Genomic DNA, 22257 nt, shown 5'->3' on the forward strand with positions numbered 1-22257 from the left:
GGGCGAGCAGTCGATGACCGACCGGATCGTCGAGGCCTGCCAGACCCTCAAGTCGGTCGGGCGCACCCTGCGCTGACGGGTCGCCGGGGGCCCGGGGCAGGATTGGCGTCATGACCCATGGCAACCTGCTCGGCCCCGAACCCACCCGGCTTCCCGTCGACCCGGCGGTGGCCGAGCTGGAGGGCGGCGCGGACCCCAAGGGTGTGGCCGCCGCACGTCCCGCCTCGACCATCGCGTGGGCGACCCTCGCCGAGGGCGCCCTCGCCGCCGGTGAGCCGGTGACGGCGTACGCCTACGCCCGCACCGGCTACCACCGCGGACTCGACCAGCTGCGCCGCAACGGCTGGAAGGGCTTCGGCCCGATCCCGTGGTCGCACGGGCCCAACCGCGGCTTCCTCCGTGCCCTCGCCGCGCTGCAGCGGGCATCGGAGGCGATCGGTGAGACGGACGAGGTCGAGCGCATCCGCACCTTCCTGGCCGACTCCGACCCGGCCGCCGCGGGCGAGCTCGGCCTGTCCTGAACGACCCCGCGGCGCCGGGCGGTCCCGGCCGCCCGGCGCGGCGCGACCGGTTCGCCCGCAGGCGGGCCCGCGCCGCGACCGTCGATGTCCTGTGCGCCGCCCCCGCGGCCGACGAGCCCGGCACGTCCGAACAGGTCACGCTCGCGCAGGTCCGTTCCCTCGCCACCGACCTGCTCCAGGCCACCGGCCTCACCCGTCCCGAGGCGCTCGCCGTCGTCCGCTCCCCGGGCTGACGCAGGTCCGTCCGGTGCCCGGGAACGCCCCGATTCCCCCGGACGTTCCCCGGACGGCGCTCGCGCCGCCGCACCGGGACATGTGACCGTCGACGGGTCGTTCCACGCCGGTGACCCGTCGGTCACGATGCGTGGGGGAGAATGTATCGGGCGGCGACGCCGATGTCGGGGATCCGTCGACTCCTGGGGAGAGGTCGAACAGCAGTGCAGTTCCTGATCAGGTGGATCATCCGTCCGCTCGCGATGCTCCTGTGGCGCCCGAAGGCCGAAGGCATCGAGGGGGTGCCCGCCACCGGACCGGTGATCTTCGCGTCCAACCACCGGGCGGCCGTCGACACCGCGGTCATCCCGCTCGTCGCGCCCCGCCCCGTCGCGTTCCTGGCCAAGGCCGAGTACTTCACCGGCCACAGCCTCAAGAGCCGCTTCGGCGCCCGGTTCCTCTCCGCGCTCGGCTACGTCCCGGTCGAGCGCGGCAACGCCAAGGCGGGCCTCGCCGCCCTCGACGCCGGCCGCGGCGTCCTCGAGGCCGGTGGCGCCTTCGGCATCTACCCCGAGGGCACCCGCTCCCTCGACGGCCGCCTGCACCGCGGCCACACCGGCGTCGCGACGCTCGCGCTGACCACCGGCGCCGTCGTCGTCCCCGTCGGCCTCCTGGGCACCGAGAAGGTGCAGCCGGTCGGGGTGCGGATCCCGCGGATCGCGCCCGTCACCGTGCGTTTCGGGGCGCCGCTGGACTTCTCCCGCTACGAGGGCCTCGAGAACTCGCCCGCGATCCGCCGCGCCGTCACCGACGAGATCATGGACGCGATCGCGCAGCTCAGCGAGCAGGAGTACGTCGACTCCTACCACCGCCGCCCCGACGCCCAGGCTGCCTGACGCCCAGGGCGTGCCGGTGTGCCGCCAGCCGTGATCGACGATTGACAACGATGTGATCGGTGCGGGAACCTCAGCGCCACGATTCCGATCGGAAACGTCGCCGAGCAGCAGGAGGATCGTCGTGGACGTCGGCCGCGTTGCGGGCGCATGGCTCGCACCCTCCAGCCACGGCCCTTCGGTCGGTTAGCTGCTCCACTCCTATCGCACTTCCGCGCGCCCGCACATCGGATCATCACCGGTGTTCTTTCTGCTCGCGCTGAGCTGCTGATCATTTTCTCCGTTCCGCCTGACCCGGACCCGCTGCCTTCACAGCCGGCCTCGGGACAGCCGGATCGTGCGCGACGCCCTCGCGAGCGCAATCGCCGTCCGGCGGCACCAGAGAAATGAGTCCAGGGTGAATACCGGTACCGATCGTGTTCCCATTACGCCCGTCTCGGTCGAGCCCGCACGACTACGGCCGCGGTCCCATCCGCGGTGGGGCGTGCGACTGCTCGGTGTGGTGTTGCTGGGGCTGCTCGTGGCGGTCCTCGTCGGCATCGCGGGCAACGACAAGCTGCGCTGGCACGTCGTCGGCGAGTACCTGTTCAATCCGGCCATCCTCGCGGGCGTGCTCGTCACGCTCGAGCTGGCGGTGCTGAGCCAGCTGATCGCGATCGTGCTCGGCGGCGTGGCGGCGTACTGGATGCAGTCGGGAAACCCGGTGCTCAAAGCCCTCAGCGGGGGCTACATCTGGTTCTTCCGCGGAACGCCGATCCTCGTCCAGCTTCTTTTCTGGTACAACCTTGCGCTGCTTCTCCCGACGATCCGGATCGGGATACCGTTCACCGGACTCGGCGCCGAGTGGACTACGAACACGCTGATCACGGGATTCACGGCCGCGCTGTTGGGGCTCAGCTTCAACGAGGGCGCCTATATGGCAGAGGTCGTGCGGGCCGGCATCCTCTCGGTCCCCCGCGGCCAGACGGAAGCGGCCCTGAGCATCGGAATGCGTCGCAACGAGGCATTACGAAGAATCGTCGTGCCGCAGACGATCCGCGTCATCATCCCGCCGACCGGGAACCAGTTCATCACGCTCATCAAGGGCAGCTCGCTGGTCGCCGTGATCGGTGGTGGAGACCTGCTGACCCGCGCCCAGTTCATCTACGGCCAGACGTACGAGGTCATTCCGTTGCTGATCGTCGCCTGCATCTGGTACCTGCTCATCGTCTCGGTCGCGAGCATCGGCCAGTACTTCCTGGAGCGCAGGTTCGACTACGAGTCCCGCTCGGGCCGGGTGACCGCCGCACGCACCCGGCTGACGGCGAGCTTCCGGTGAGCGCCACCGCACCGGGGCCCGGAAGCGACCTCGCGCCGGGCGCACCCGCGGACGAACCGCTGCTGCGCATCGTCGACGTCCACAAATGGTTCGCTGAGACCCATGTGCTGCGTGGCATCGACCTGGTCGTCAACGCGGGCGAGATCGTCGCACTGATCGGCCCCTCCGGGTCGGGCAAGAGCACCCTGCTGCGCTGCATCAATCACCTCGAGGAACGTGACGCCGGCACCGTGCACATCGACGGCCGGCTCGTCGGGTTCGAGATGCAGCGCGGCGTCCTGTACCGGCAGCGCGAACGCGCCCTCGCCCGCGAGCGCCAGCGGATGGGCATGGTCTTCCAGCACTTCAACCTGTTCGCCCACATGACCGCCGCGCAGAACGTGGCCTACGGGCAGTACCGGGTGCTGCGGCGCTCGCGTGCCGAGGCGCGGCGAACGGCTGCCGAACTGCTGGATCGCGTCGGTCTGGGCGACAAGCTCGACGCCTATCCTGCGCAGCTCTCCGGTGGCCAACAGCAGCGGGTGGCGATCGCCCGATCGCTGGCGCTCGACCCTGCGCTGCTGCTCTTCGACGAACCGACCAGCGCCCTGGATGCCGAGCTCGTCGGAGAGGTACTGGCCGTCATCCGTGACCTGGCGGAACAGGGGATGACGATGGTGATCGTCACCCACGAGATCTCGTTCGCCCGAGAGGTGGCAGACGTCGTCGCCTTCATGGCCGACGGCCGGATCGTCGAGCGCGGCACTGCAGCAGCGGTGATCGACTCGCCGAGCCATCCGCGCACCATCGGGTTCCTGCGAAGGATCAACTCTGCGTGAATTCCGTCCGTCGGCACAGCGAAAGGCTTCGGAGAATGCTCACCAGAACCTCCCGGATGGTCCGTCGAACGGGTGCCGTGGGATCGGCCCTCGTTCTCGCACTCATCCTGTCCGCATGCTCGGGCGGCAACGCCGCGAACGAGTCGACGAATTCGACTCCGACCGGAACCGTGCAGTCGCCGGCCGCGCTGCCCGACGACATCGGGAAGCGCGGGACGTTGCGTGTCGGAATCGCCCCGGACTTCGCTCCCGCAGAGTTCTACAAGCCGGGGACGAAAGAGATCGTCGGTTACGACCCCGACCTCATCACGGCGATCGCGGGTGCGCTCGGACTGCGTACCGAGTTCGTCCCGGTGGGATACGACGGGCTGATCCCGGGGCTTCAGGCCGACCGGTTCGACGTGGTCATGTCGGGTCTCACCGACACCGCCGAACGACAGAAGGTCGTCAGTTTCGTCGACTACATGAAGCACTACCAGGTGTTCGTCGTGCTCGCCGACAACAAGGCGGGCGTCTCGGGGGACATGCTCACCGTCTGCGGGAAGCGGCTCGCGACCGAGAACGGGTCCACGACCGTCGACTACGCGAAGACCGTGGCCGACAAGTGCCGTGCGGCGGGGAGAGCCGAACCCGTTGTGACCACCTTCGCCGACCAGACCGCCAGCACCCTGGCCCTGCGCTCCGACCGGGTCGACGTCGCGTTCCGCTCACCGCTCGCGGTGCCGGAACTGCAGAAGGCCACCGACAACGCGTTCCGGACGTTCAAGGTCGACGGAATCCCGACGGTGCTGCTCGGGATCGCCACGATCAAGGACGACACCGTTCTCCTGGACGCGCTGCTGGCAGGTCTGAAGTCGATCCAGGCCGACGGGAAGTACCACCGCATCATGAGTGGGTGGGGGGTCTCCGACGTCGAGTTCGACAAGCCGGGGATCAACCTCGCGACGACCGACCCCAGCGCCGTGCCGGCCTGACGGGCGACCGGGAGAAGGGCGAGGCATCCGCACCGTGCTGTTCGTGTCGAGGCTGCTGACCACACCGGTGAAAGGCACCAGAATCGTCGAGCGCCGAACCCTCGAGCTCGGCCTGGGCGGGGCCGCGAGCGACCGGTTGTTCTATCTCGTCGATGACCGGGGGCGAGTGGTCAACGGTCGCCAGCACGGGCCGCTCGCCGAGATCGGCAGCCGTTTCGACCCCGCGGATGGACGGCTGACCCTCACCTTCCCCGGCGGGGAGACCGTCGCCGCGCCGGTGCGCGTCGGCGGCGAGCAGGTGAGGACCGACTTCTTCAGCCACGACACCATGGGTGAGGTCGTCGACGGCCCGTTCGCCGCCGCGCTGACCCGGCACGCCGGTCGGGACCTCCGCCTCGTGCGCGTCGTCGAACCGGGCGCAGGAAGCGACCGGCACCCGCTGAGCATCGTCTCCTCGGCGTCGCTCGACTTCCTGCGCACCCGTAGCGAGGACGCGCTCGAGGTGGACGCCCGGCGGTTCCGGATGCTCATCGAGGTCAGCGGATGCCGGCCCCACGAGGAGGACACCTGGACCGGCGGAGTCCTGCGCGGCGGCACCGTCGCGCTCCGGGTGCTGGAGACGGTGCCCCGGTGCTCCGTCGTCAGGCAGGACCCCGCAACGGGCCTGCGCAGCTTCGACGCGCTCCGCGCCCTGCTGGAGTACCGCAAGAGCCGTGACAGCCGGTACCGATGGCCGGTCGTCCAGCCGCCCGAGGCCAGGCAGATCATGTTCGGCGTCTATGCCGTGGTCGAACAGCCGGGAACCCTGTCGCTCGGGGACGAGATCGAGTTCGCGGCGGCCGACCTGTGATGTTCGTCAACCACATCCAGTCGACACCGCTCAAAGGCACGCGGCTGCACACACTGTGGCGGTCCGCCGTGTCCGAGCACGGGCTGGTCGACGACCGGCTGTTCCACCTGGTCGACGACGACGGCAGGCTCGTGAACGGCCGCCGGTACGGCCCACTGGTGCGGCTGCAGGCCACCTACGACCGGGACCGCGACGAGCTCGGCGTCGCCGTCCCCGGCCGCGGTGTGGTCACCGGCCGGGCCGACCGGCTCGGTGAGGCCGTCTCCACGCGGTTCTTCGACCATGATGTGCAGGGCCGGCTCCTCCACGGCCCGTGGGCCGCCGCCCTCAGCGCCTACGCGGGCCGCGGGCTGCACGTTGTGCGGGTCGTGCGGCCGTCGTTCGGCGTCGACAAGCACCCCGTCACCCTCGTGTCCGCCGCGACCCTGGACTGGGTGCGGCTGCGCCTCGGAGCGCCTCCCTGCATCGACCGCCGGGCCGCGCGGATGAGCATCGAGATCGGCGGGTGCCGTCCCCGCGAGGAGGAGACCTGGGTCGGCCGGGACCTGCGGATCGGGGACGCGGTCGTGCACATCGTCGGCCTCGTCCCGAGATGTGTCGTCACCCAGCAGGACCCCGCCACCGGCGCGCACTCCTGGAACACCATGCGGGCCCTGCTCGACGGGCGGCCGCCCCCGCCCGACGGAACACCTCACAAACCCCTGCTCGGCGTCCACGCCGTCGTCGTCACCCCGGGAACCGTCGTCGTCGGAGCCCCCGTCGACGACCCCACCGACCCACAGGAGAACCCACGATGAGCAGCAGCACCCGCACCGTCGCGATCGACCTCACCTGGGCGGGGGTGACGGTGCACGCCGACCTGCTCGACGGCCGCGCCCCCGCCACCTGTGCAGCGGTCTGGGAGCTCGCCGGGCGCGAGGTCCCGCTCGAGGCCTGCCACGCCATCTTCAGCGGCCGCGAGCTCGGCATGCACGTGCCCGTGGACGTCGCGCGCGACATCGAGATCTTCGACGGGATCCCTCCCGAGAACCACAGCGCCTTTCCCGCTCCGGGTGATGTGATGTACCAGTTCTGCCCGTCGCGCCAGTTCGGCGGGTTCGAGGGCGACGTCTACGACATCTCCCTCTGCTACGGCCCCGACACCCGCCTGCTGATGCCATGGGGCTGGTCACCGGCCAACCGCTTCGCCTCGGTCCACTACGCCGACCGGGACACGCTCGCCGAGGTCGGCAGCGGCATGGTCCGCCGCGGCGTCGAGGAGCTGGTCTTCCGCCGGACGTGACCGGTTCAGGGCCCGCCGGGACGCACCAGCAGCCAGTCCGTGGTGTGGCGGTACCAGACCCAGCGCGGCACCACCCGCGGATGCTCCACACCGTCGACGACGACCTTCGCGCCCGCGCACCCGACCTGCAGGGCGCGACCCGTCGCCGCGACGACGCCGCGCCCGCGCTGCGACGACACCCCCTCCGGGCCGGGGGTCGCCACGAGCCGGCGCACCGTTCCCCTGACGACGAGCGTGTCGTCGCAGTACGCCTCGCCGCGCAGGTTGCGCACCTCGCCGCGACCGACCAGCACCCCGCCGGAGTCGTCACGTATCAACGGCACCGCCGACACCGCCCCGTCCAGCGCCAGCGCCGCCGCCTGCGCCCGGTCCTGCGGCAGACCCCAGGCAGCGGCTGCCGCCGACCGCCGGCTCGTCGGCACGAAGGCGACCTCGACCGTCGCGAGCAGGTCCTTCCGGAGCAATCGGACCAACACCGCCGCGAGGTCCGCGTCGTCTCCCGACACGATCAGCCGGCCCGGCCGCTGCTCCTCCAGCACCGGATCCAGGTCGCCGCGACCCGGCCGCGACGGCACCACCACCGCCGGGACCGAGGCCAGAGCCGCGGGCACCCGGAGGAGCCGCGACCCGGGCCGACTACCGTGGAGCGGAAGCCGCCTGCCCGTGGCCCCGTCCCCCACGGTCAGCAGCATCACCGAGGAATCGATCGTGCTCACCCTGATCGGTTACCCTCCCCGCCGCGGCACGAAAGCGTGCCGCGGTCGCTACGCGCGTCCAGGACTGGAGTGTCACATGCCGGCGATCGTGCTGATCGGAGCCCAGTGGGGCGACGAGGGCAAAGGCAAGGCCACCGACCTTCTCGGTGGCCAGGTCCAGTGGGTGGTCCGCTACCAGGGTGGCAACAACGCAGGCCATACCGTCGTCCTCCCCGACGGGCAGGACTTCGCACTGCACCTGATCCCGTCCGGCATCCTCACGCCGGGGGTGCGCAACGTCATCGGCAACGGCGTCGTCGTCGACCCCGGTGTGCTGCTCGACGAGCTCACCGGGCTCGAGAACCGCGGCGTGGACACCGGCGGCCTCATGATCAGCGCCGACGCGCACCTGATCATGCCGTACCACATCGCCATCGACAAAGTCACCGAACGCTTCCTCGGCAAGGCCAAGATCGGCACGACCGGCCGCGGCATCGGGCCCGCCTACCAGGACAAGGTCGCCCGCGTCGGCGTCCGCGTCGCCGACGTGCTCGACGAGAAGATCCTGCGGCAGAAGGTCGAGGCCGCGCTCGAGCTCAAGAACCAGATCATGGTCAAGGTCTACAACCGCCGGGCCCTGGACATCGACGAGGTCGTCGACTCCGTGCTGGCCTGCGGCGAGCGTTTCAGCCACCGCATCGCCGACACCCGGCTGCTGCTCAACAAGGCCCTCGAGGCCGGCGAGACGATCCTCCTCGAAGGCTCGCAGGGCACGCTGCTCGACGTCGACCACGGCACCTACCCCTTCGTGACCAGCTCCAACCCGACCTCGGGCGGTGCAGCCGTCGGCTCCGGCATCGGGCCCAACCGCATCGACCGCGTCATCGGGATCCTGAAGGCCTACACCACCCGCGTCGGCTCCGGTCCGTTCCCGACCGAGCTGGACGACGAGTCCGGGGAGTGGCTGCGCAAGGTCGGCGGCGAGGTCGGCGTCACCACCGGCCGGCCCCGTCGGTGCGGCTGGTTCGACGCCGTCATCGGTCGCTACGCCGCCCGGGTCAACGGCATCACCGACTTCTTCCTCACCAAGCTCGACGTTCTCTCCGGCCTCGAGACCGTCCCGATCTGCGTGGCGTACGAGGTCGACGGCAAGCGCGTCGACGACATGCCCATGACGCAGACCGACGTCCATCACGCCCTCCCCGTCTACGAGGAGATGCCCGGCTGGTTCGAGGACATCTCGGCCTGCCGCACCTTCGAGGAGCTCCCCCCGACCGCGCAGGCCTACGTGCACCGCATCGAGGAGCTCACCGGCGCCCCGGTCAGCGCCATCGGCGTGGGCCCGGGCCGCGACGAGACGATCACCCGCGAGGTCTGAGCCTTCGGCCCCGCAGGTCGTCGGTGGGACATGGGCGTCAGAGGTGGCGTCCGCGTCCCGGGAACGGCGATCACCCCGGCCCCTGGTCTGCCCTCGCCGCGCGGCGTCTCGGCTGCTCCCGCACCCCGTCCAGCCCCTGCACCCCTTGCAGCGGGTGCGGGGGGCCCGAAGCGAGTGCAGGGCAGGGGCTTCACCCGCACGTCGTACATGCGGCAGCCGGTCACCCCGCGCCCACGCACACCGCCGCCGACGGCACACGTTCTGCCCGCACGGCGCGTGGCCGCCTGCGTGCTCGAGCGGAACGCTCGTGGCGCGACGGCGCACCAGCTCGGTCGGTCAGGAGGCGCAGGTTCCGGTGTCCGCCTTGCGGGTCAGGCCCCCGGAGGTGTTGAGGGCGTTGGCGACCTGCTCCGCGGTGAGGACGAAGCCGGTCTCGGAGTCGTCGAGAGCGGCGCCGAAGACGACGCCGAGGACCTGGCCGTCGGGGGCGATCATCGGGCCGCCGGAGTTCCCCGAGCGGACGGTGGCGCGGATCGTGTAGACGTCGCGGGTGACGGTGCCGGCGTCGTAGATGTCGGGGCCGCGGAGCTGGATGCGGTCGCGGACCTTGGCCGCGGTGGCGGTGTAGGGCCCGTCGAGCGGGTAGCCGAGGACGATCGCGTCGTCGCCGGGCCTGGCGGGGTTGGGCGCGAACTGCAGCGGCTCGGCGTCGAGGTCGGGCACGGCGAGGACGGCGACGTCGACCTCGGGCTCGTAGGAGACGACGGTCGCGCTGAGGGTGCGGGTGCGGCCGTTGCGCGCCAGGACCTCGACGGAGGTCTGGTTGGTGCCGGCGACGACGTGCGCGTTCGTCATGACGCGCTGCGGCCCGACGACGAAGCCGGTGCCTTCGAGCTGGCGCTGGCAGGAGGGGGCGCGGCCACGGACCTTGAGGACGCTGCCGCCGACGTCGCGGACGATCTGGCTGCGGGCGAGGGCGGAGTCGGGTGGGCCGACGGCGGTGATGGGGGTCTGCGCGAAGGGGGACAGGACGTCCGGGAATCCGGAGTCGTCGAGGAGCTGGCGCAGCTCGGCGGGCAGGGCGCGGGCGCCCGACGGCATCACGGAGTCGACGGACTGCAGGACCTCTGAGCTGCGGACGCTGGCGGCGAGCCCGGGGAAGCTGGCCGAGGCCAGTGGTAGCGCGACGAGCCAGGCGGCGACGACGACCGTGAAGGCCTGCAGCAGTGCGCCGAGCGAGGAGTCGACCTTGAGCACGCGTTCGCCGGTGATGCGGTCGCGGATGCGCCGGCCGAAGAACACGCCGGTGGTCTCGCCGAGGGCGACGAGCAGCACGACGACGACGATGCTGACGATCACCCGGGTGTTCTGGGCCTCGATGCCGGAGACGATCAGCGGGGCGAGGCGCACGCCGAGGATGGCGCCGCCGAGGACGCCGACGAACGACAGGAAGGCCACGGCCATGCCGTGGCGCCAGCCGGACACGCCCGCGACGATCGCGAGCAGTACGACGAGGATGTCGACCCAGCTCATGCGGAGATCCCGGTCATCCCCCGGCGACCTCCTGCCCCGCGTCGTCCCCCATGGCACCGCTGCGCGCGGCGAGTGCTTCGGCCAGGTCCAGCGTGCGGACGGCCTTCCACGGCACTTCCCATCCCCCTGCATGCAACAGCGCGGACAATAAGCCCCCGGTGAAGCCCCACACGAGCAGCCCCTCGACCTGGAAGGCCGGGCCGCTGCCGCCGGAGGGGTGCCGGACGCGGACCCGGTTGGCGGGGTCGGCGAGGGTGGCGAGCGGGACACGCGCGACGCGGGCGGTCTCGCCGGGGTCGGCGGCGTGCACGGCGGAGGGTTCGGCCCAGTGCGCGACGACCGGGGTGACGACGTAGCCCGACGGCGGCACGAAGAGGTCGGCGAGGGTGGTGAGGGGGACGACGCCTGCGGGGTCGAGCCCGGTCTCCTCCTCGGCCTCGCGCAGCGCGGCGCCGACGGGCCCGGAGTCGCCGGGGTCGATCCCGCCGCCGGGGAAGGCGACCTGGCCGGCGTGGTTGCGCAGGTCCGAGGAGCGTTCGGCGAGCAGCACGTCGGGTCCGTCGGGGCCGTGGCCGAACAGGACGAGGACAGCGGCGCGCCTGCCGCCCTGCGCGGGCGGGATGCGGCGGGCACCGACGTCCATCGGGTCGAAGTCGCGGACGCCGTCGAGCAGTGGCCGCAGCCAGCCGGGCGCCCGGCGGGGGTGCAGGTCCTCGGTCACGCGGCGGTCCCCTCGGCGACGGCTGCGGCGACGTCGTCGGCGGTGGCGAACGGTACGGGCGGCAGGATCGGGGTGACGCGGCCGTCGGCGGCGACCAGGTAGCTGATCGGGACCGCCGGCGGCAGGGAGAGGGCGGCGGCGAGCCTGCCGTCGGGGTCGGTGACGGAGGGGAGCCGGACGCCGAGGTCGGCCAGCAGGGTCAGGGCGGGTTCGGGCTGGTCGCGGACGTCGACACCGACGACGGCGATCGCTCCGGGACGGGCCGCGTACGCGGCGAGCGCGGGGAGCTCCGCGCGGCAGGGCGCGCACCAGGACGCCCACACGTTGAGCAGGGCGGGCCTGCCGGCAAGGGCGGCGCCGAGGTCGAGGACGCCGTCGGTGCCGAGGCACGGCACGGTGATGCCGGCGAGCGGTCCGGCGGCGGGGGTGCCGTTCGGCGTGGGGCACGCGGGGAGGGCGGCGCGGGTGCGCAGGGCCGCGAGGTCGGAGACGGCCGTGGCCGGCGCGGCGGACGAGCCGGCGGAGGGAGACGAGTCCCGCGGCCACAGTGCGACCACCCCCAGCACGACGAGCAGGACGACGACGACCGTCGTCACGATCTCGGCGCGCGACGCTGCCGGCCGCCCGCGGCTCACGTGCCGGGGTCCGGCTCGTCCGGACGCAGCACGCCGAAGCCGGCCAGCGCGAGCAGGTGGTCGCGCTCGGGTCCCTTGACCAGTGCGGCGGCCTTCTCCGGGTCGGTCGGGCCGTCGCCGAACGACGGGCAGTCGGCAGCGAGGGTGCAGACGCCGCACGCGGGCTTGCGGGCGTGGCAGACGCGGCGGCCGTGGAAGATCACCTCGTGCGACACGATCGTCCAGTCGCGCTTGGGGACGAGCGCGCCGACCTCGTGCTCGACCTTGACCGGGTCCTCCTCGGCGGTCCAGCCCCAGCGGCGGACGAGGCGGCCGAAGTGGGTGTCGACGGTGATCCCCGGGACGTCGAACGCGTTGCCGAGCACGACGTTCGCGGTCTTGCGGCCGATGCCGGGCAGCGTGACGAGGTCCTCGAGGCGGTCCGGGAGCTCGCCGCCGAACCTGTCGACGACGGCCTGGCCGAGCCCGATGAGCGACGACGTCTTGTTGCGGTAGAAGCCGGTCGGCCGGATCAGCTCCTCCAGCTCCGTCCGGTCGGCACCCGCGTAGTCGACCGCCGTGCGGTACCGCGCGAACAGGGCGGGGGTGACCTCGTTGACCCGGACGTCGGTGGTCTGCGCCGACAGCACGGTGGCGACGGCGAGCTCCAGCGGCGTGGTGAAGTCGAGCTCGCAGTGCGCGTCCGGGTAGGCGACGGCGAGGGCGCGCAGCGTCCGTCCGAGGCGCCGGGCCCGGCCGATCTGGGTCTCCCCGGCGGCGACTCGGGCCGCGAGCCGCGCCGCGCTGCGCCGGTCCGGGAGGGTCCGGGCGGGGGTGCTCACACCGTCGAGACTACGGGCGGCCACCGACAGGTTCCGACCGGATCCCGGGGCCCGGCGCGGTCCACCGCCGCCGCAGGTCACAGATCCATCACGGCACGCGCGGATCGCGCCCCCGGTGCGCGCGTCCGGACGCGGGTGCGGAATCATCGCCCCCGTCATGACTGCCTGGCTGTCCGTCCTCGTGCCGCTGCTGGTGATGTTCTTCGCGCTCGGTATGGAGCGCGTCGAGTCCCGGCTGCGCGACGCCACCGTGCCCCAGGACGAACTCGACGAGATGCTCGAGCGTCCCCGCCCGGAGGAGGTGCGGGCCATGTTCCGGCAGGGAACGGCCCGTGCGCTGGAGCTCTTCCGGCTCCGGAACAGACGTCCTGGCAAGCGCAAGCCGGAGGCGCAGAGCAAGATCGCCTCTTGAGGACGATCGCCAACGGGTACGGTTCGACCCCCATAGGGGTGGTCATCGGGGTGGCGCCTCGTCGCAGTTCGGAGCCGTACCCCCTAGACTGGCGCGCCGATGATCCGCGCCGTGGGGCGGGGATGACATGAGGAGCGGGAACGTGGACGAGGTTCTGATCCGCGCCGGGATCTTCCAGGGCGTGGAACCACATGCGGCGGAGGTGCTCGCCCAGGCGCTCGAGGCTGCCGAGTTCCCCCGCGGGCATGTCATCTTCTCCGAGGGTGAGCCGGGCGACCGGCTGTACATCATCGGCAGCGGCAAGGTGAAGATCGGGCGCAAGTCGCCCGACGGCCGCGAGAACCTCCTGATGGTCGCCGGCCCGTCCGACATGTTCGGCGAGCTGTCCATCTTCGACCCGGGCCCCCGCACGTCGTCGGCCACCGCGGTGACCGAGGTCCGCGCGTTCACGATGGACCGCGGCGCCCTGCGCGAGTGGATCGGCAAGCGTCCCGAGATCGCCGAGCAGCTGCTGCGTGTGCTGGCTCGTCGCCTGCGCCGCACCAACAACATGCTCGCCGACCTGATCTTCACCGACGTCCCCGGCCGTGTCGCCAAGTCGCTGCTGCAGCTCGCGCGCCAGTTCGGGTCGCAGGAGTCGGGTCTGCTTCGGGTCACGCACGACCTGACGCAGGAGGAGATCGCGCAGCTCGTCGGCGCCTCCCGCGAGACCGTCAACAAGGCGCTGGCCGACTTCGCCCACCGCGGCTGGCTGCGGCTCGAGGGCAAGAGCGTACTCATCCTGGAGCCCGAGCGGCTCGCCCGCCGCGCCCGTTAACCCGTTGGTACGGAACGTCCCCGCCGTGTGAGGGTGGGGGCGTGTCCGTCACGCTCGCCGACTACCGCGCCGCCGTCCGCACCCCGGGGGCCGCGCTGCCGGTCGCGGGATCGGCGCTGGGCCGGTTGCCCATTGCGATGTACGGGCTCGCCGTCCTGCTGTACGTGCAGCGGACGACGGGGTCGTTCGCGTCGGCGGGGCTGGTGTCGGCGGGCATCCTGATCGGGGTGTCGCTCGGCGCGGTCGGCCAGGGCCGCATCATGGACCGTCGAGGTCCCTCGCGCGTCCTGCTCGTCGTCGCCGCCCTGTTCGGGGCGACGTCCGCGCTGCTGCTGGTGCTCATCGCGGCCGGCAGGCCCGTCGGTGTGCTGGTGGCAGCAGGGGCGCTGTCGGGAGCGACGATGCCGGCGCTGCCCGGGGCGTCCCGCTCACTGTGGACGGCACTGCTACCGCCCGGACCACGCCGCGAGGCCGGCTACGGCTACGAGGCGATCAGCCTCGAGGTGTTCTTCATCCTCGGTCCCGCCGTCGCGGCGTTCCTGGTCGCAGCTCCGTGGCCCGCGACGGGTGCCGTCGCGGCGGTGGCGGCGATGGTCGTCGGCACCGTGGTGTTCGCCTGCAGTCCGGTGGTGCGCACGGTCCGCGGTGGCCCCCGCGCCGGCGGCCGTTCGTTCCTCGGGGTCCTTGCGAGCCCCGGCATGCGCGTGCTTGCGATCGCCTCGCTCGGATTCGGCGTCGTCGTCGGGAGTGTCGAGGTCGGGGTACCGGCGGTGACCGCGGCGGCGGGGTCGGCGGCGCTCGGTGGGGTGCTGCTCTCGGCGTGGTCGGTGACGTCGGTCCTCGGCGGCCTCGGCTATGCGGCGCGGCCGTGGCCCCGGACGCTGCACCTGCGGCTGCCCGTCCTGCTGCTGGGGTTCGCGCTGGTCGTCGGCGCGATGGCGGCCGCGGCGGCGACGGGCTCGGTACTGGCGACGGGGCTGGTGATGCTGCTGGCCGGGGTGCTCATCACCCCGCAGACGACGGCGCACTCCGTCGCGATCGACACGGTGGTGGCCGAGGGGACGGGCACCGAGGCGTTCGGCTGGGTCGTGACGGCGGCGACGGTCGGCATCGCGGCCGGACAGTCGTCGGCGGGTGTGGTCGTCGAGGTGGTCGGGCCGCACGCGGCGTTCCTCGTCGGCGGCGCGGGCGGGGTGCTGCTCGCGGCTGTGGTGTGGCTGGGCCGGGGCGCCGTCAGGACTCGGCCCGCCGAGGTCAGCGCCCTGCCCGCAGATAGTCCAGCTGTGCCTTGACCGAGCTGTCCGCGGCAGGCCACAGCACCGTGTCGACGTCGGCGTAGACGATCTCGACGACCTGCCGCGGCGTCGCGTCCGGGCCGAGCGTCTCGCACGCGCGGCGGACCTGCTCCAGCCGCTCCTCGCGGTGCGCCAGGTAGGTGCGGGCAGCAGCGGGTGCGTCGGTCAGCTCGGGGCCGTGCCCGGGAAGGACGTCGGTGCCGTCGGCCAGCTCACGCAGCAGTCGCAACGAGTCGAGGTACGGCCCGAGCGAGCCGTCGGGCTCGGCGATGACGGTCGTTCCCCGCCCGAGGATGGTGTCGCCGGTCAGCACCGCGGGCCCGGGCTCGCCAGGGCCGTCGAGCACGATGGAGATCGAGTCGGCGGTGTGCCCGGGGGTCGCCAGGATGCGCAGCTCGACGCCCGCTGCCGCGACGACGTCGCCGTGCGCCAACGCCTCCGACCCCAGCACCAGCGACGGGTCCAGGGCCCGCACCGGCGCGCCCGTCAGCTCGGCGAACCGGCGCGCACCGCCCGCGTGGTCGTGATGATGGTGCGTGAGGATCACCAGCTCCACCGGCCCCTGCCCGGCCACCCGCGTGAGGTGCTCCTGGTCGTCCTCGCCCGGGTCGACGACGACGCAGCGCTCCTCACCCGGCGCCCGCAGCACCCAGGTGTTGGTGCCCTCCAACGTCATCGGCGACGGGTTGCGTGCCAGCAGCACCGACGCCAGCGGCGTGACGGGACGCAGGACGTCGTAGGCGGGATGGGTGGCGGTCATCGGTGCCCTCCAGCGGGTGCGTGGCCGTCGGCGTGTGCGCGGCCCGATGCGACGTCCAGGTCGTAGCCGTCGTCGCCAGGGAGCAGGACGTCGGAAAGGCCCTCGACCACCATCGGCAGGATCGAGACGATCGCGTCCCCGGGCGCCGCGGCGTGCAGCGCCGCCGAGTCCGGGAACGCGGAGATGTCGGTGAGGATCGTCCGGGTCGGGCGCATGAGCCCGATCTCGCCGTCACGGAACGCCTCGAGCGCCGCCGCGGGCGTCCACCAGGCCGCCTCGACGGCCTCCGTCGTCTGCGCGTCGGCCTCCTGGCCCGGCGGGACGATCGCGGTGAAGAACGCCGTGTCGTAGCGACGGGGCTGCACGATCGGAGTGATCCATCTCGCCCAGGCGCGCAGCTGGTCGGCGCGGATGCGCAGCCCCAGACCGGCGAGGACGTCGCCGAAGGGCCGGCGGCGCTGTGCGACGTCGTCGCGGGCCTCGGCGAGCGTGGCGGCGTCCACGGCGGCGCCGTCGGCGAGCAGCACCCCGCACTCCTCGAACGTCTCCCGCACCGCGGCCAGCACGAACCCGGCGGCCTCGTCGGTGGTGCAGCGCAGCCGGTCCGCCCACCACCCGGGCTCGGGTCCCTCCCACGCGACCCCGTCGGCGCGGTCCGAGGCGTCGACGCCGCCGCCCGGGAAGACGGTCATCCCACCGGCGAACGCCATGCCCTTCACCCGGCGCTGCAGGAACACCTGCAGCCGGCCGTCGGGGTCGTCGCGCAGCAGCAGGACCGTGGCCGCAGGCCGGGGGACCACGGGTTCGCGAGTGGACGTGGCACCGGCGCTCATCGAACGGACGTTAGACGCCCGCCGCGGCGCGCCGCAGCATGAGCGGCGCCACGCCGCCGATGTCCGGGCAGGATGTCGCCCATGGACCGACTGCGGATGGGACTCGTCGGAGCCGGCCCCTGGGCGACGACCGTCCATGCCGCCGCGATCGAGGCGCACCCCGCCGCCGAGCTCGCCGGTGTGTGGGCGCGACGGCCCGAGGCCGCCGCCGAGGTCGCGCAGGGCACGTCCGCGCGGGTGCACACGTCGCTCGACGACCTGCTCGCCGACGTCGACGCGGTCGCCTTCGCGGTACCGCCCGCGGTGCAGGGCGAGCTCGCGCCGCGGGCCGTCGCCGCCGGGAAGCACGTCGTCCTGGAGAAGCCGCTGGCCGACGACCTGGCCACCGCCGAACGGGTCGCGCAGGCCGTCGCGGACGCGGGCGTGGTGTCGACGGTTGTGCTCACCCTGCGTTTCGACGCCACCGTCCGTGCCTGGGTCGCATCCCTTCCGGAGGGCCCGGCCGGTCCCGACACGGTCGGCGTCGGCCGCTGGTTCTCCGGAGCCCTGCTCGGAGGCCCCTTCGCCGGGTCGGCGTGGCGGGGCCGGCACGGCGCGCTGCTCGACGTCGGCCCCCACGTCATCGACCTGCTCGACGCCGCGCTCGGGCCCGTGACCGGTGTCGACCGGGCGCACCGCGACGGTGACACCGGCCTGTGGACATTCGGCCTCGCCCACGCCGGCGGGGCTCGCAGCAGCGTCGCCATGTCGCTGACCGTCGCGATCGATCCCACCGAGTTCGAGATCGGCATGTTCGGCAGTGCGGGCCGGCACGTCCTGACCAGCCGTCCCGACGACGCCACGGTCCCCTACACGACGCTGCTGGACGAGTTCGTCGCGGACATCGCCGCGGGCCGTACCGACGGCCCCTGCTCCGCCGCCCGCGGCCTGCACCTGCAGCGGGTCACCGAGCAGGTCGCGGCGGCCGCGGGCTGAGCCGCGCGGTCAGCCCGCGATGTCGGGCGGGCTGCTGCTTCCCTGGCCACCGGCCGCGCCGTTGTCCCGGCTGCTGTGCGGGCGTTCCCGCGCCTCGAGCTCGGCGTGGAGCAGCCGCAGCAGGTCGCGCTCGGTCGCGGTGAGGGTCGACATCGGATCGACGACGGCCGCGCTGTCGGTGCCCGCGCCGGCACCGGGTGTCGACTCGGGTGCCACCTCGGTTGCCGCAGCCTCGGGTTCGGTCGGCCCGGGTGGCGTCGCCTCGGGTGCCGCCGGCGCGGGTGCCGTGGCGTGGGGCCGGCCGGCGTCCGGTGTCGCAGTGTGGTCCGGTGCCGCGGTGTGGTCCCGTGCCGCAGTGTGGTCCCGTGCCGTGCCCGTCGGCGGGATGTCCGGGACCGCGCGGACCCGGCGCGGCGCCGGGCGCGGGGCCGGCCGGGGCGCCGGATGGGTGCCGGCGGTGGGCTCGTCGTCGGAGGCCGGGTCGGCGTCGTCGCTCCGGGTGCCGACGGTCGGGATCGGCACCGGTCGGGGCCGCACCTCGGCGGGCCGTGGGCGCGCGTGCGCGGCGGGTGCGGGCTCGTCGACCACGACGTCCCCCACACCGAGCGGATCGTTCGGGTCGACGTGCAGTTCCGACCCGTTTCCCGCGCGTTCGCGGACGCTCGTGACCCGGCGCGGCACCGAGTCGGCGAACAGGTCGTCGCCCGAGATCGCGGAGTCGCCGTCGCCGCCGAAGGGGCGCAGGAACCGGGCCGCGTGCGACGACCTCCGCGGGAGCGACGGCTCCGCATCGGTCCGTCGCGGCAGCCCCTGCGAGGGCGTGGCACTGCCGTCGTCGGCGCGGCTGTCGTCGGTGCGGTGGTGGGCGGCAGGCTCGGCGTCCGGGGACACGGCACGGAAGCTGCCGGTCGGCTCCAGCAGCGGATCGAGCAACGGCGTGCGCAGCGGGCCCATCAGCGGGTCGTTCATCTCCGCCATGAGTGGCGGGTCGTCGTCCGAGGCGTCGACCTCAGGCACACCCGACAGCGGTGTCGGAGCCCCGGCGGCTGCGGCGTCCTCGGAACCGACGACGCGCAGCACCCGTTCGACCCGGCGGTCGTCCTCACGACGGTCGTCCGCGGCAGGAGAAAGCTGTGGCGCCCAAGGGGCGTCGAGCTCCGCGGCGCGGCGGCGGGACCGGGGGGCGGGGTCGTCCTCGGGCGGGGCGAAACCGTCGGGACCCGACCGCGACAGCGGCGCGACGGGCCGCGATCCGGCGGGCGGGGCGTCGGGCGCGAAGCCACGGTGTTCGGGTGGCGTCGTTGCCGGGTCGTCGGTGGGCACGGCACCGTTGGTCCGGGGCGACGCACCGTAGTAGGGGCGGGGTCCGGTCTCGGCGGGCGCCGATGCGTCGTCGGCGACCCGCTCGTGAGCGCGGTGGCCCGCGGGGGGTGTGGCGGGTGCGGCGGGGAGCCGGCGGTGTCCGGGCTCGGATGCGCCGGTGTCGCGACCGTTCCGGCCGGTACCGGGACCGAAGGCAGGGTCCGGGCGGTCGGGGGCGGAGGCGGCGGCCGGATCGGTGACGGGCGTTCCGGGGCCGGTCGGCAGCGCGAACGCGGCCGTCACCGGCTCGTCGGCGGGTGCGAACGGGGCAGGCGCGTCGTAGGGGTCGCGTCCGCGCTCCCCCGCACGAGGGTCGTGTGCCGGACCGGTGTCGCGCGGATCGCGTCCGGTGGCACCGTCGCGCGGACCATCGCCGGGTGGGGTGTCGCGGGCGGGCGCCGCGGCATGCGTCGGCCGGGCGCCGCGCTCCGGTGACCTGCTCGGCGACGCGTTCCCGTTGCGTTCCCTGGGCTCGTCGAGCACGTCCTGATCGGGAGCCCCGGCGCGCGCGCCGCGCTCCGCGTCGCGCGGGTCGGCACGGCCCGCGACGGGATCGGGCGCGGTGCGGGGGTCGACCACGGAAGGTGCGCCCGCGGACGACTCGAACGCGAGAGGTTCGCCGTCGGAAGGTCCGCCCGCGGAAGGATCGAACGCCGAAGGTCCGCCCGCGGAAGGATCGAACGCCGAAGGGTCGAACGCCGAAGGATCGAACGCGGAAGGTCCGCTCGCGGGAGGGCCGGACTCGGGCGGTACGAGATCGGCCGGTTCGGCGTCGCGCGCGTCGAACCCGGGTGCCTCGTTCCGCTGGGGGAACCCGGGAGCCCCGCCGCGCTCGTGTGCACCCCCGCGGCGGGCGTCGTCGGTGCGGGGGCCCGGTCCGGGGTCGACCCGCCGGTGCCGGTCAGGGATCCCGGCACGGTCGCCGTCAGCAGAGCCGTCGTCGCGAGGGCGGTCGTCCGTGCGGTCGTGGTCGTCGGTGCGGGCGAGGTCGGTGCGGGCGAGCTCGTCGGAGGCGAACCCGTGCGCGAGGTCGTCGGCGGGTGACCAGGCCGGGGCGCCGTTGGCGAGCCCGCCGACCGGCCGGCCGCCGGTCCCCGGCCCGTCGATCCCGGACGCGTCGCGCCGCACGGCCGCGTGGCCGCCGCTGTCGCCCAGGGGCGGCCGCTCGTCCCGCGGCTCGATCGGGCCTGCCACGTGCGTCGGGCGGTCCTCGGCGCGGCGGCGTCCGGTCATCGGGGCCGGGCCCGCAGGGTGGGGCACACCGTTGGTCTCGATGGGGGCCGTCGGTGGCGCGTCGGCCCGGCCGACGCTGCCGTTGAGGTCGGTCGCCACCGGGCGAACCTGCTGCATCGGACGCCCCGGCCGCGACACCGCAGGGACGACGGCGATCAGCCCGGTCGCAGGAGGCACGGGCGCATCGACGGGCGCGGCCAGTGCGGGCGACGGCACCGGACGTGCCGTGCTGAGCGCCTCACCGTGATAGGCGGGCAGCGCCGACCCGGCGACGAACACCTCGACACCCACCGACAGCCCGACCCGCTGCAACGTCGCCGACAGGCGGTAGGCGAGGACGTCGGCGGCATGATCCTCGGGACCCGGTGTCCCCGGGATCTCGACGAGCAGGACCGGGTGCGGCAGCGGGCCCGGCGCACTGCCGGCGGGGGTGCTGCGCCACGTCAGCCAGCTGTGCCCGCCACCGGGCCGGTGCGCCGACAGCGCCTCGGCGACGCGCGCCGACAGGCCGGGAACGTCGGCGTCGCCGCGGAAGCGGTGGCGGGTGCCGTTCTCGGGTGCGGCCGTGGGGAGGAGGCGGTCGGCGTCGAGGTCGATACGCACGCGCACAGCGGCGGCGACCAACGTCTCGCGCACCCGCGGCGGCAGCTGTGCAGCCTCGGCGACGAGCGCGGCCGTGAGCAGCTCGAACGCGGGCGCGTCCTCACCGACGGCGACGAGCTCGCGGCACGTGGCCAGCAGATCGTCGTCGACCCGTCCGGCGAGTGCGAGCAGCAGCTCGTGGGTGGTCAGGGCCGTGGCCGGAAGTTCCGCCACCTGTCCTCCTTCACCGTGCCCGCCGGACGCACGTCAGGTCGACGCGCCCACCGCGGCGCCGGTCGACGACCACATCTGGGCGGAGCCCACGATCGCGGCCTTGTGGTAGGGCGGTGGATCGAGGTCGACCGGGAGCACCTCGACGCACGGGGTCCGGTCGCCGTGTGCCCTCAGCAGCCGTTGCAGTGTGCCCGCCAACGCCCACGGACGGTCCCCGCCGAGGACGACGAGCACCGTGCGCTCGCCGAACGGTCCCGAACGGACGCTCCGCAGCACCTCGTCGACGCCCGCCGTCCCGCGGACGACGGCCAGGACGCCGAGCGTCGCCGCGTCGTAGCCGTCCGGCGCCGAACGGAACTCGAACGGGGGCCGTTCCGCCGACTGGATCGGCAGGACGGCGCTGACGGCGCGGCGAACGGCCCCGTCGTCACCCGCCGCTGTCACGAGCAGTGAGCGCTCGCGGTCGGTGAGGCCCACCCGGTTGCGCAGCAGGGCGCGCGGCAGGGTCGCCGCCACGGCCGAGCGGCCGTGGTCGGTGTCGTCGGCCAGCCAGTCGCGCAGGCGCCAGGTGACGTCGTCGGGCAGCCGCCCCGCGAGATGCAGCAGCAGCTCGTGACACGCGGCGACGGCCTGCCCGGCCACGGTCAGGCCACCTCGACGATCAGCTCCACCTCGACGGGAACGTCGAGCGGCAGCTCGGCGACCCCGACGGCGGACCGGGCGTGCAGACCCGCCTCGCCGAACACCTCGCCCAGCAGGTCGGACGCGCCGTTGATCACCTTCGGCTGACCGTTGAAGCCAGGAGCCGAGGCCACGAAGCCGACGACCTTGATCACTGCGGTGATCGAGTCGATGCCGACGAGAGCGTCGACGGCGGCGAGCGCGTTGAGGGCGCAGGCGCGTGCCAGGCCGTAGGCGTCCTCGGCACTGACCTCGGCGCCGACCTTGCCGGTCGCCGCGACCTTGCCGTCGACGATCGGGACCTGACCCGCGGTGAACACGAGCGAGCCCGAGCGGCGGGCCGGCACGTACGAGCCGGCGGGCGGGGGCACGGCAGGAAGGGCGATCCCGAGCTCACGGAGCTTGTCGGAGTGTGCCAACC

The 22257-nt window shown here is 73.5% G+C and carries 23 protein-coding genes; 13 read left to right on the plus strand and 10 right to left on the minus strand.

Features of this window, described 5'->3' with window-relative positions; all coding sequences use genetic code 11:
- Positions 1 to 110: 110 nt before the first annotated feature.
- The 8 genes from TOK_RS19125 to TOK_RS19160 all read left to right on the plus strand — a co-directional run bounded on the left by TOK_RS19125 (position 111) and on the right by TOK_RS19160 (position 6869).
- Positions 111 to 521: a DUF3151 domain-containing protein gene (locus TOK_RS19125; RefSeq protein WP_098959375.1), complete on the plus strand. Its 411-nt coding sequence runs from the start codon at positions 111 to 113 to the stop codon at positions 519 to 521.
- Between the two features lie 476 nt (positions 522 to 997).
- On the plus strand, positions 998 to 1630 hold the full coding sequence (locus tag TOK_RS19130; RefSeq protein WP_374754910.1) for a lysophospholipid acyltransferase family protein: 633 nt from the start codon (positions 998 to 1000) through the stop codon (positions 1628 to 1630).
- Between the two features lie 334 nt (positions 1631 to 1964).
- Positions 1965 to 2945, plus strand: a complete 981-nt coding sequence (locus tag TOK_RS19135; protein WP_172457650.1) for an amino acid ABC transporter permease — start codon at positions 1965 to 1967, stop codon at positions 2943 to 2945.
- Complete coding sequence (locus tag TOK_RS19140; protein ID WP_098959378.1) at positions 2942 to 3763, plus strand: amino acid ABC transporter ATP-binding protein; 822 nt, start codon at positions 2942 to 2944, stop codon at positions 3761 to 3763. Before TOK_RS19135 ends, TOK_RS19140 begins: the two co-directional genes overlap by 4 nt.
- Before the next feature lie 170 nt (positions 3764 to 3933).
- Entirely contained in the window at positions 3934 to 4737 is an 804-nt protein-coding gene (locus TOK_RS19145) for an ABC transporter substrate-binding protein (protein ID WP_172457651.1), read from the plus strand.
- A 43-nt stretch (positions 4738 to 4780) separates the two neighbouring features.
- Positions 4781 to 5587 (plus strand): MOSC domain-containing protein, encoded by an 807-nt coding sequence (locus TOK_RS19150; RefSeq protein WP_172457652.1) that lies wholly within the window; start codon positions 4781 to 4783, stop codon positions 5585 to 5587.
- The gene (locus tag TOK_RS19155; protein ID WP_172457653.1) at positions 5587 to 6384 is read left to right on the plus strand and encodes an MOSC domain-containing protein; all 798 of its coding nucleotides are present in this window, start codon (positions 5587 to 5589) and stop codon (positions 6382 to 6384) included. Before TOK_RS19150 ends, TOK_RS19155 begins: the two co-directional genes overlap by 1 nt.
- The gene (locus TOK_RS19160) at positions 6381 to 6869 is read left to right on the plus strand and encodes a DUF3830 family protein (RefSeq protein ID WP_098959382.1); all 489 of its coding nucleotides are present in this window, start codon (positions 6381 to 6383) and stop codon (positions 6867 to 6869) included. Before TOK_RS19155 ends, TOK_RS19160 begins: the two co-directional genes overlap by 4 nt.
- A gap of 5 nt (positions 6870 to 6874) precedes the next feature.
- Here the strand turns inward: TOK_RS19160 and TOK_RS19165 are convergent, their stop codons facing one another.
- On the minus strand, positions 6875 to 7585 hold the full coding sequence (locus TOK_RS19165; protein ID WP_253258491.1) for a hypothetical protein: 711 nt from the start codon (positions 7583 to 7585) through the stop codon (positions 6875 to 6877).
- Positions 7586 to 7661: 76 nt separating this feature from the next.
- Between TOK_RS19165 and TOK_RS19170 the strand changes: the two genes are divergently transcribed.
- Positions 7662 to 8942 (plus strand): adenylosuccinate synthase, encoded by a 1281-nt coding sequence (locus TOK_RS19170; RefSeq protein ID WP_098959383.1) that lies wholly within the window; start codon positions 7662 to 7664, stop codon positions 8940 to 8942.
- 336 nt (positions 8943 to 9278) lie between these two features.
- On the opposite strand, the gene TOK_RS19175 is transcribed toward TOK_RS19170, so the two are convergent.
- From TOK_RS19175 to nth, 4 genes are read right to left on the minus strand one after another with little or no spacing between them, the layout of a single operon-like run.
- On the minus strand, positions 9279 to 10475 hold the full coding sequence (locus tag TOK_RS19175; protein ID WP_098959384.1) for a MarP family serine protease: 1197 nt from the start codon (positions 10473 to 10475) through the stop codon (positions 9279 to 9281).
- 13 nt (positions 10476 to 10488) lie between these two features.
- The gene (locus tag TOK_RS19180; RefSeq protein WP_253258492.1) at positions 10489 to 11196 is read right to left on the minus strand and encodes a CoA pyrophosphatase; all 708 of its coding nucleotides are present in this window, start codon (positions 11194 to 11196) and stop codon (positions 10489 to 10491) included.
- On the minus strand, positions 11193 to 11831 hold the full coding sequence (locus TOK_RS19185) for a TlpA disulfide reductase family protein (RefSeq protein WP_172457654.1): 639 nt from the start codon (positions 11829 to 11831) through the stop codon (positions 11193 to 11195). The genes TOK_RS19180 and TOK_RS19185 overlap by 4 nt, the downstream gene beginning before the upstream one ends.
- Positions 11828 to 12652, minus strand: a complete 825-nt coding sequence (gene nth, locus TOK_RS19190) for an endonuclease III (RefSeq protein WP_098959385.1) — start codon at positions 12650 to 12652, stop codon at positions 11828 to 11830. The genes TOK_RS19185 and nth overlap by 4 nt, the downstream gene beginning before the upstream one ends.
- 157 nt (positions 12653 to 12809) lie before the next feature.
- Here nth and TOK_RS19195 point away from each other — a divergent pair, with 157 nt between their 5' ends.
- The 3 genes from TOK_RS19195 (at position 12810) to TOK_RS19205 (ending at position 15173) form a co-directional block, all read left to right on the plus strand.
- The gene (locus TOK_RS19195; RefSeq protein WP_098959477.1) at positions 12810 to 13064 is read left to right on the plus strand and encodes a hypothetical protein; all 255 of its coding nucleotides are present in this window, start codon (positions 12810 to 12812) and stop codon (positions 13062 to 13064) included.
- A gap of 142 nt (positions 13065 to 13206) precedes the next feature.
- Entirely contained in the window at positions 13207 to 13881 is a 675-nt protein-coding gene (locus TOK_RS19200; protein WP_098959386.1) for a Crp/Fnr family transcriptional regulator, read from the plus strand.
- Positions 13882 to 13922: 41 nt separating this feature from the next.
- Positions 13923 to 15173, plus strand: a complete 1251-nt coding sequence (locus tag TOK_RS19205; RefSeq protein WP_098959387.1) for an MFS transporter — start codon at positions 13923 to 13925, stop codon at positions 15171 to 15173.
- On the opposite strand, the gene TOK_RS19210 is transcribed toward TOK_RS19205, so the two are convergent.
- A complete protein-coding gene (locus tag TOK_RS19210; RefSeq protein ID WP_098959388.1) occupies positions 15136 to 15936 on the minus strand; it encodes an MBL fold metallo-hydrolase in 801 nt (266 codons plus the stop codon). The genes TOK_RS19205 and TOK_RS19210 overlap by 38 nt on opposite strands.
- Entirely contained in the window at positions 15933 to 16769 is an 837-nt protein-coding gene (locus TOK_RS19215; protein WP_098959389.1) for an NUDIX domain-containing protein, read from the minus strand. The genes TOK_RS19210 and TOK_RS19215 overlap by 4 nt, the downstream gene beginning before the upstream one ends.
- An 81-nt stretch (positions 16770 to 16850) precedes the next feature.
- On the opposite strand from TOK_RS19215, the gene TOK_RS19220 reads away from it, so the two are divergent.
- On the plus strand, positions 16851 to 17744 hold the full coding sequence (locus tag TOK_RS19220) for a Gfo/Idh/MocA family protein (RefSeq protein ID WP_098959390.1): 894 nt from the start codon (positions 16851 to 16853) through the stop codon (positions 17742 to 17744).
- 1601 nt (positions 17745 to 19345) lie between these two features.
- Here TOK_RS19220 and TOK_RS35410 read toward each other — a convergent pair.
- From TOK_RS35410 to TOK_RS19235, 3 genes are all read right to left on the minus strand, one after another.
- Complete coding sequence (locus TOK_RS35410) at positions 19346 to 20023, minus strand: pentapeptide repeat-containing protein (protein WP_374754911.1); 678 nt, start codon at positions 20021 to 20023, stop codon at positions 19346 to 19348.
- A gap of 1165 nt (positions 20024 to 21188) precedes the next feature.
- Positions 21189 to 21797: a hypothetical protein gene (locus tag TOK_RS19230; RefSeq protein WP_098959392.1), complete on the minus strand. Its 609-nt coding sequence runs from the start codon at positions 21795 to 21797 to the stop codon at positions 21189 to 21191.
- 2 nt (positions 21798 to 21799) lie between these two features.
- Positions 21800 to 22255, minus strand: a complete 456-nt coding sequence (locus TOK_RS19235) for a RidA family protein (RefSeq protein ID WP_098959393.1) — start codon at positions 22253 to 22255, stop codon at positions 21800 to 21802.
- Between the last annotated feature and the right edge of the window lie 2 nt (positions 22256 to 22257).

Origin of the sequence: Pseudonocardia sp. N23 (genome assembly GCF_002583555.1) — a bacterium.
Taxonomy (GTDB): Bacteria; Actinomycetota; Actinomycetes; order Mycobacteriales; family Pseudonocardiaceae; genus Pseudonocardia.

Coding starts and splice junctions, on each gene's coding strand:
- TOK_RS19195 (WP_098959477.1), top strand. CDS start 12,810: ATGACTGCCTGGCTGTCCGTCCTCGTGCCGCTGCTGGTGATGTTCTTC.
- TOK_RS19125 (WP_098959375.1), top strand. CDS start 111: ATGACCCATGGCAACCTGCTCGGCCCCGAACCCACCCGGCTTCCCGTC.
- TOK_RS19215 (WP_098959389.1), bottom strand. CDS start 16,769: ATGAGCGCCGGTGCCACGTCCACTCGCGAACCCGTGGTCCCCCGGCCT.
- TOK_RS19170 (WP_098959383.1), top strand. CDS start 7,662: ATGCCGGCGATCGTGCTGATCGGAGCCCAGTGGGGCGACGAGGGCAAA.
- TOK_RS19175 (WP_098959384.1), bottom strand. CDS start 10,475: ATGAGCTGGGTCGACATCCTCGTCGTACTGCTCGCGATCGTCGCGGGC.
- TOK_RS19155 (WP_172457653.1), top strand. CDS start 5,587: ATGTTCGTCAACCACATCCAGTCGACACCGCTCAAAGGCACGCGGCTG.
- TOK_RS19130 (WP_374754910.1), top strand. CDS start 998: ATGCTCCTGTGGCGCCCGAAGGCCGAAGGCATCGAGGGGGTGCCCGCC.
- TOK_RS19210 (WP_098959388.1), bottom strand. CDS start 15,936: ATGACCGCCACCCATCCCGCCTACGACGTCCTGCGTCCCGTCACGCCG.
- TOK_RS19220 (WP_098959390.1), top strand. CDS start 16,851: ATGGACCGACTGCGGATGGGACTCGTCGGAGCCGGCCCCTGGGCGACG.
- TOK_RS19160 (WP_098959382.1), top strand. CDS start 6,381: ATGAGCAGCAGCACCCGCACCGTCGCGATCGACCTCACCTGGGCGGGG.